Here is a 7,414-nt window from a genome sequence, read left to right as displayed (position 1 = left end):
GTAGGAGCTGCCGAAGGCTGCGATCTTTTATGAAAGCCCCTAATCGCTCAAACCCAGCCGCTCATGCCACTGGGCAATCGACTCCTGGGGATAGACCTCGAACTGCTGATCGCCGGCATGCGCTTGGACTTCCACCCACGGAGCCTTGGAGCCCAGCATCAGATGGGTGTGCTCAGGCGGTACCGGCAACGGCGTGTCGATGGCAGAGGCGAACGGGTGGATCAGCTCCGGCCATTCGGGGCTGAACAGCCACAAGCCCGAGCCGCAAAGGGAGCAGAAGTGCCGCTCGGCGCTGCTGCGGTGGGCGCGTTTATCCCCTTCATTCTTGAGCCGTGCATGGTAGATCGAGATGTGCTTGCGACCGCGCACTTTCAGGCTCCGGGCATCGCCCCCCAGGTTGATTGCAAAACCGCCTCCACCTTGGGTCTTGCGACAGATGGAGCAGTAGCAGCGCTGATAAGGGTAGGGATGAGCGCAGGCCAGGCTGAACGACACCGCGCCGCAATGGCAGGATCCTTCTAGCTGCATGAGAACCTCCAGTTGGCGATTGGGAAATGGTTCTGCTAAGCCTAGACGGTCAGCGTCTTGACCGTTGAATTGAGGGTGATCATGCGACTGCCTTCGCGAGCAAGCCCGCTCCCACACTGACCGAGAGCGGGCAAGAACTTGCAACCGACACAAATTCCCTGTGGGAGCGGGCTTGCTCGCGAAGGCGTCGGTACAGCCGACATCACTTGGGCACCCGCCACAAATACCACGCCGCCACCGTCCGATAAGGGCTCCACGCCTGTCCAATCCCAACCATCTGTTTGCGCGTCGGTTGGACGTCCAAGCCCTTGAGCCGCCGATACCCCTCACGCACTCCAAAGTCATCCGCCGGCAGAATATCCTGCCGTTCCAGGCTGTAGATCAGCAGCATCTCCACGGTCCAGCGTCCGATGCCGCGCAAGGTGATCAGGCGTTCGATCAAGGCCTCATCATCCATGGCCAGCGCCGTGACGTAGTCCGGCACCACCGCGTCCAGCGTTGCCTGGGCGATGCCCTGTATGGTCGCGATCTTGCTGGCGGAAAATCCGCAATCGCGCAGCTGTTGGGTGTCAGTCGCCAGGATCTGCTCCGGGCTTGGGAAAGTCGCGCCGGGAAACAGCCGCAGAAAGCGACCGAGAATCGCATCGCCGGCTTTAGCATGCAGTTGTTGATAGGCAATCGCCCGGACCAGGGCTTCGTACGGGTCGCGGGACGGTTTGGGCTGCAGCAGGCAAGGGCCGATCATTTCGACATGGCGGCGCCAGTCTTCGTCGAGGCTTGCCAGAAAGGTGCTTGCATCGTGGTACGGGACAGACATCAGGTGTTCACTCGGCAGGCTGATCAGAATGCCAGTGGCAGGGACACCTGCACCGCGGCTTTCTCCAGCCGCAATAGAAAAGCCTTGCGTGGCTGTCCGCCACCATAACCGGTCAATGAACCGTCCGCACCGATTACCCGGTGGCAGGGGATGACGATGGCCAGGCGATTCTGGCCGTTGGCCAGCCCCACCGCGCGGCTGGCACCAGGACTGCCGAGGGCCGTGGCGATGTTGCCGTAGCTACGGGTCTCGCCGTAGGGGATTTTTTCCAGTTCAGCCCAGACCCGGACGGCGAAGGCGCTGCCGGGCATGTGCAGCGGAACGCTGAACGAGGTGAGCTTCCCTGCGAAGTAGTCGACCAGTTCGGTTTCGATCTGCTGCAAGTGGGGGTTGTGCCCCGGGGCGACGGTATAGCCATAGCGCTTTTGCAATTCTTCGATTTCCCGAGTCAGGGCCGGGCGGTCGAGAAATTCCAGTAACACCAGGCCGCGCCGTTCGGCCATGGCCAGCATCGGCCCCAGTGGCGTGGTCAGACGGGTGAACAGCAAGGGTTCGCTGTGGGCGGCGCGACCCGGTGTGATGTGGAAAGACTTCACGAAGGCATCACGAAATCCGCTCAGGGACTCGTAGCCCGAATCGAAGGCCGCATTGTCGATGGAAGTCCCTTGTTTGATTCCCCCCAGCGCAAGGCCCAACCGACGGGTGCGCAGGTACGCGTGGAAGGTCATGCCGAAATGCTGCTTGAACCAGCGCCGCAGCTTCAGCGGTTCGATGCCTTGTTCCAGCAATGAGGCATCGGTCCAGCGCAGGTCGGGTTGATCGTCCACGGCCTTGAGCAGCGCTTGGATCCAGTCCGGGGCGATCGCGGCGGCATCCAGCGGCTTGCACCGCAGACAGGCCCGGTAGCCGGCCGACATGGCTTCGTCAGCGTGGGCGAAGAATTCGACGTTCTCCGGCTTTGGCTTGCGTGCCGTGCAGCTGGGGCGACAGAAGATGCCAGTGGTCTTGACCGCCGTGAAGAACACCCCTTCATAAGCGGTGTCTCGTTCGAGCATGGCGCGGACCATCTCGGCATGGGGTGGGAGCAACGAGTCATGTAGGTTCATGGGGTGAGCATAGAGCCAGGCTCGGGAGGGCTCCACCGGAAAATCGACAGTGAATTTCCATTCACTTGGTCGGCTGGTTACGAACAAAAGTTGAACTCCTGAGTCTTAAAGGCTCAACCGTTGTTTTTGTCTTTCGGAGACATCATGTCCAAACATAAGAAATCCCTGATTGCCGTCGCTGTGTGCGCCTTGATGCTGAGTGCTTCAGCCTTGTTGCCCGCCGACCTGTCGCCTATTGGCGCGAGCTACGCTGCCGGTGGTGGCAATGGCGGTGGCGGTGGTGGCGGCGGCGGTGGCGGTAAGGGCGGTGGAAACGGCGGCGGCCACGGTGGTGGTGTCGGCGGTGGCCAGGGCAGTGGCAAGTCCAGCGCTTCCAGCGGCCTTGGCAAAGGATTGACCAGCGACCACACCGGCACCCGCACTCGCGATCATGGCCTGAGCGGCAAACACACCGGTACCACCCGCACCGACCGGACCAGCAAGGCTTCGCTCACGTCGAACATCGCCAAGGACCGTGACACTCGCGGTTTGACCAAGGCGTCGGCCATTTCCACCGCTACGCCAGGCACCCACAACACCAAGGGACTGACCAACGCGACCAGCTCCTCGATCAAGAACGACCGCTGATCGCTTGAAAAAAAGCCGCGACGCCATGGATTGGCGTCGCGGCTTTTTTCGTTTATCGGCTTCGCATTGTCCGAAGTGTTCAATACTTCCAGAACACCGGCGTGAACAACACCAGGACGGTCAGGATCTCCAGGCGACCCAGCAGCATGCCAATGGTCAGCAGCCATTTGGCCGCATCCGGTAAGGTCGAGAAGTTGCCGGCCGGGCCGATGATCGAACCCAGCCCTGGGCCCACGTTGCACACGGCCGTGGCGGCACCGGTCAGGGCCGTCGTCCAGTCCAGGCCGATCAGTGCAAGCCCAAGGGCGATAGCGCCGATGGTAATGGTGAAGAAAAAAGAAAACGTCAGCAGCGAACGGACGATCTCTTCGTCGATGGGGTGCTTATTGTATTTTTTCTGGATCACCGCCCGCGGATGGATCAGTTGTTTCAAACTGCCCATCAGCAAGGCGCCAGCCACTTGAAAACGAAAGATTTTCAGCCCGCCGGAGGTGGAGCCCGAACAACCGCCGACAAACGTCAGGTAGAAAAACAACAGCAGGGCAAAACTGCCCCACAACGAGTAATCCCCCAGCGCCACACCAGTGGTGGTGACCACCGACGTCACGTTGACGGCCACGATGCGCACGGCGTCCAGCCAGGCGTAATCGCTGTTCAGGCTCAGCCAGGTTCCCACCACGAGCCAGGTAATGACCAGGAATCCGAGGAACCCTCGGACCTGATGATCCCTGAATAACGCTCGTTTGTTCCCGCGTAACGTGGCGACATACAAGGTGAAGGGCAGTGCGCCGGCGATCATGATAATCACCGAGATCCAGTGAATAGCCGGTTGAGACCAGTTGGCCAGGGACGAATCCGAAGTGGAGAACCCTCCGGTGGAAATCATGGTCATCGCATGGTTGATTGCTTCGAAAGGTGTCATGCCCGCCAGCCACAAGGCCAGGGCGGCCAGGGCACTCAACCCTAGGTAGAGCCACAGAATGTAGGTCGCCGCGACATGGGAGCGCGGTGTGACTTTCTCCGACCAGTCCGATGATTCGGTCTGGAACAGTCGCATGCCACCGACCCGCAACAGCGGCAGGATGGCCACCGCCATGCCGATGAAGCCGATCCCTCCGAGCCACTGCAACATCGAGCGCCAGATCAGCAGTCCGGGGGAGGCCTTGTCCAAGCCGGTGAGGATGGTCGAGCCGGTGGTGGTGATGCCGGACATCGTCTCGAAGAATGCGTCGGTGTAACTGATGTGCTGGATAAACACCATCGGCAGGGCCGCGAAGGTGCAGACAACGACCCAACTGGCAGTGGTGAGCAGATACATGTCCCGCGGACGCAGTTGTATGTGCGCCGGCCGACCGCGGGCCACCAGCAAGACGCCGCAGACAAAGGTGATCAGGCTCGACCACAAAAACGCCGAAAGGTCATCGTTGCGCTCGTACACCATCAGCGTAATAAGCGGAATTGCCATGCTGGCGGCCAAGGTGATCAGGAAAATGCCGAGGATGAATCCGATAAACCGCACAGCCGCAAGGGACATAACACACGCCTGAAAGAATGAGCCGCCCAGTATCGATTTCGTTGGCCGGGCGCTGCGTAAAGTTTGCGTAAAAAAAGTGCCCGAAACAGCACCTGTCCGCGCGGCACGGTGAATGGCCGTCATTGGGCAGTTTTGTTCAAGACCGCCGGTGGCGTGCAATTTACCTTGAACGCCACCTCACGGACATGAAGAAGGTATGCAATGAGTCTGATTATTTCCATGGCGGCGTTCGCGCTGGTCGCTTCCATCACGCCTGGGCCGGTCAATATTGTCGCTCTCAGCTCCGGGGCTCGATACGGGTTTCGGGCCACCTTGCGTCACGTGGCCGGTGCCACTCTGGGGTTTGTCTTGCTGCTGGTGCTGATGGGGCTGGGGTTGCACGAAGTGCTGCAGCGCTGGCCGGGCCTCACGCGAGTGGTGCAACTGGGGGGCGTGGGTTTTCTGTTGTTCATGGCCTGGAAACTGGCGATGGACAACGGTCACCTAGGGGACGGAGACGAGGAGCGGGCGCCGTCGATGTTCTACGGCGCGTTGATGCAGTGGCTCAACCCCAAGGCATGGCTGGCTTGCGTGGCCGGGATGGGCGCGTTCGTGGCCGATGGTGAGGCGCGGTTGGTGTGGCAGTTTGCGGCTATCTACCTGGTGATCTGTTACCTCTCGGTGGGCTGCTGGGCCTATGCCGGCAGCTTTCTACGGACCTGGTTGGGCAATCCGGCGACCATGCGCCTGTTCAATCGGACGATGGCGGCGTTGCTGGTGGTCAGTGCGGTGTATTTGTTGTTGCCTTGACCCAGACCCATAGGACTGAAGGGATATCAGCCGCGATACTGGCCCGGCGTGGCGGCCAGGTGTTGTTTGAAGGCTCGCTGAAAATGCGCCTGGTCGGCAAACCCGCTGTCCAATGCGACATCGGCGATCAACTTGCCTTCGCGCAATTGTCGACGGGCGAACTGGATTCGACGATTGACCAGGAACGCATGGGGCGTCATGCCGTAATGGCGCTTGAAGGCCCGGCTCAGGTACGACGGCGAAAGTTGTGCGGCGGCGCAGATGTCTTCGAGTTTCAAGGCCTCGCTGCAATGGTCATGGATAAACTGCGCCGCGCGCATCAGCCCCGGATGGCTGCCGCGGTCCGGGCGCCCGACGGGGTTGAGCCGGTGTTGCAGGTCGATGAAAAATGCCTCGGCGGCGGCGTGTTTGCCGGCGATGTCGATCCGCTCGTCCACCAGTTGTGCATACAAACTCTGTAATGCGGCAAACAGCTCAATGTCACGGCTGTGGGTGGTGGCAAAACCCTGAAAATCCAGCGTCTCGTCAAAGCCGATTCGGCGCTGCAAGTCCGTCAGCCACTGGGTGTCGACGTACAGCATTACATACGACCATGGCTGATCATTGATCGGGTTGCACGCATGGACAGCGCCAGGGTTCATCAGCACGACTGTACCGCTCTCTACCTGGAAATTCGATTGCTCATGAAGGTAGGTGCTGCGCCCGGCCGTGATTGCCCCGATGGAAAAATGGTCATGGGAATGACGCGAATAGCAGACCTTGCGCCCGTCGGCGATGGCTCGGGCTTCGATGAAGGGCAGCGCTGCATCACGCCAGAAGCGTGGGGCGGCATCGTGGGTGGCGGGTTTCATCGGTAAGCGTCCTCGTCTTGAACCTGGGTCGCAGTGTATTCGGCCCCGTCGATAAATGCCTGTTTGATTTGGCCGTTCGGTTTGAAGGGGCGTGGGCCTGGGCTAGACTTCAACCAGCCCTCTCGATGGAGTTTGCGATGCTTGCGCCAGGTAAACCGGATAACGAAGCCGTTCGCCTCAAGAATTTGCACTCGCTCAAACTGCTCGACACCGCGCCCGAGGAGCGCTTCGACCGCCTGACTCGCCTTGCCCGGCGTTTGTTCGATGTGCCCATTGCGCTGGTATCGCTGGTGGATGCCAACCGTCAGTGGTTCAAATCCAACGCCGGCTTGGACGCCAGTGAGTCCGGGCGTGACGTTTCATTTTGTGGGCACGCCATTTTGCAGGATCAGATTATGGAGGTCTGCGACGCGGAACAGGACGAACGGTTTCGCGACAACCCGTTCGTCACGGATAAACCCGGCATTCGCTTCTACGCCGGGCACCCGTTGGCACTTGATGACGGCAGCAAGCTTGGAACCTTGTGCTTGCTGGACACCCGGCCGCGCAAGCTCAATGACGAAGAACGCGAACTGCTGCGCGACCTTGCCAGCATGGCCGAGCAGGAAATGGTTGCCGTGCAGATGGCGAGCATGGACGAACTGACGTTGCTGTCCAATCGGCGTGGCTTCAAGACGCTGGCCCAGCATGCGTTGAGCGTATGCGAGCGCCTGTCGCGTCCGGCGACGCTGCTGTTCTTCGACCTTAACGATTTCAAACCCATCAACGATCGCTTTGGACACGCCGAGGGCGATACGGCGCTGAAAACCTTCGCCGACGTGCTACGCATCGCTTTCCGCGAAAGTGATGTGATCGGTCGCCTGGGCGGCGATGAGTTTGTCGCCTTGCTCACCGGCTCTTCCCATGTCGAAACTGCGGCGATCATGGCGCGGCTTGGGGAAATCCTCGACGAGCGCAACGCGATGTTGCAGCGTGGCTATGACATCCGTTTCAGCGTCGGCCAGATCGAATACGATCCCCAACGCGATCAGTCCATCGACAGCCTTCTGGCGGATGCCGATGCGGCGATGTACATCCAAAAACAGGCAAGTTCACGCTGAGGGCATCACATCAGGCCCTTATGTGTGCAGGTCCATCGTCATCGCGAGCAGGCTCGCTCCCA

At 60.4% G+C, this 7,414-nt stretch carries 8 protein-coding genes; 3 read left to right on the top strand and 5 right to left on the bottom strand.

Going from position 1 to position 7,414, the window contains the following annotated elements; all coding sequences use genetic code 11:
* Positions 1-39 precede the first annotated feature (39 nt).
* The 3 genes from HU811_RS22980 to HU811_RS22970 all read right to left on the bottom strand — a co-directional run bounded on the left by HU811_RS22980 (position 40) and on the right by HU811_RS22970 (position 2,451).
* Complete coding sequence (locus HU811_RS22980; RefSeq protein ID WP_186658256.1) at positions 40-528, bottom strand: GFA family protein; 489 nt, start codon at positions 526-528, stop codon at positions 40-42.
* A 202-nt stretch (positions 529-730) separates the two neighbouring features.
* Positions 731-1,345: a DNA-3-methyladenine glycosylase family protein gene (locus HU811_RS22975; protein ID WP_186658254.1), complete on the bottom strand. Its 615-nt coding sequence runs from the start codon at positions 1,343-1,345 to the stop codon at positions 731-733.
* A gap of 23 nt (positions 1,346-1,368) precedes the next feature.
* Positions 1,369-2,451, bottom strand: a complete 1,083-nt coding sequence (locus tag HU811_RS22970; protein ID WP_186658252.1) for a bifunctional transcriptional activator/DNA repair enzyme AdaA — start codon at positions 2,449-2,451, stop codon at positions 1,369-1,371.
* Between the two features lie 144 nt (positions 2,452-2,595).
* On the opposite strand from HU811_RS22970, the gene HU811_RS22965 reads away from it, so the two are divergent.
* Positions 2,596-3,078 carry a hypothetical protein gene (locus HU811_RS22965; RefSeq protein ID WP_186658250.1) on the top strand — a complete coding sequence of 161 codons (483 nt, stop codon included), beginning with the start codon at positions 2,596-2,598 and terminating at the stop codon, positions 3,076-3,078.
* A gap of 79 nt (positions 3,079-3,157) precedes the next feature.
* Here HU811_RS22965 and HU811_RS22960 read toward each other — a convergent pair whose 3' ends face one another.
* Positions 3,158-4,612, bottom strand: coding sequence for a TrkH family potassium uptake protein (locus HU811_RS22960; protein WP_186658248.1), 1,455 nt, complete (start codon positions 4,610-4,612; stop codon positions 3,158-3,160).
* 201 nt (positions 4,613-4,813) lie between these two features.
* Between HU811_RS22960 and HU811_RS22955 the strand changes: the two genes are divergently transcribed.
* Complete coding sequence (locus HU811_RS22955; protein WP_186658246.1) at positions 4,814-5,401, top strand: LysE family translocator; 588 nt, start codon at positions 4,814-4,816, stop codon at positions 5,399-5,401.
* Positions 5,402-5,427: 26 nt separating this feature from the next.
* On the opposite strand, the gene HU811_RS22950 is transcribed toward HU811_RS22955, so the two are convergent.
* The gene (locus HU811_RS22950) at positions 5,428-6,252 is read right to left on the bottom strand and encodes a helix-turn-helix transcriptional regulator (RefSeq protein WP_186658245.1); all 825 of its coding nucleotides are present in this window, start codon (positions 6,250-6,252) and stop codon (positions 5,428-5,430) included.
* Positions 6,253-6,389: 137 nt separating this feature from the next.
* Here HU811_RS22950 and HU811_RS22945 point away from each other — a divergent pair, with 137 nt between their 5' ends.
* Complete coding sequence (locus HU811_RS22945; protein WP_186658243.1) at positions 6,390-7,352, top strand: GGDEF domain-containing protein; 963 nt, start codon at positions 6,390-6,392, stop codon at positions 7,350-7,352.
* Positions 7,353-7,414: the final 62 nt, after the last annotated feature.

The organism is Pseudomonas tehranensis, assembly GCF_014268615.1.
Taxonomy (GTDB): Bacteria; Pseudomonadota; Gammaproteobacteria; order Pseudomonadales; family Pseudomonadaceae; genus Aquipseudomonas; species Aquipseudomonas tehranensis.
Note: the sequence above shows the minus strand (reverse complement) of the source record. Positions and strands in the feature narration are given on the sequence as shown.

Coding starts and splice junctions, on each gene's coding strand:
- HU811_RS22980 (WP_186658256.1), bottom strand. CDS start 528: ATGCAGCTAGAAGGATCCTGCCATTGCGGCGCGGTGTCGTTCAGCCTG.
- HU811_RS22975 (WP_186658254.1), bottom strand. CDS start 1,345: ATGTCTGTCCCGTACCACGATGCAAGCACCTTTCTGGCAAGCCTCGAC.
- HU811_RS22970 (WP_186658252.1), bottom strand. CDS start 2,451: ATGAACCTACATGACTCGTTGCTCCCACCCCATGCCGAGATGGTCCGC.
- HU811_RS22965 (WP_186658250.1), top strand. CDS start 2,596: ATGTCCAAACATAAGAAATCCCTGATTGCCGTCGCTGTGTGCGCCTTG.
- HU811_RS22960 (WP_186658248.1), bottom strand. CDS start 4,612: ATGTCCCTTGCGGCTGTGCGGTTTATCGGATTCATCCTCGGCATTTTC.
- HU811_RS22955 (WP_186658246.1), top strand. CDS start 4,814: ATGAGTCTGATTATTTCCATGGCGGCGTTCGCGCTGGTCGCTTCCATC.
- HU811_RS22950 (WP_186658245.1), bottom strand. CDS start 6,252: ATGAAACCCGCCACCCACGATGCCGCCCCACGCTTCTGGCGTGATGCA.
- HU811_RS22945 (WP_186658243.1), top strand. CDS start 6,390: ATGCTTGCGCCAGGTAAACCGGATAACGAAGCCGTTCGCCTCAAGAAT.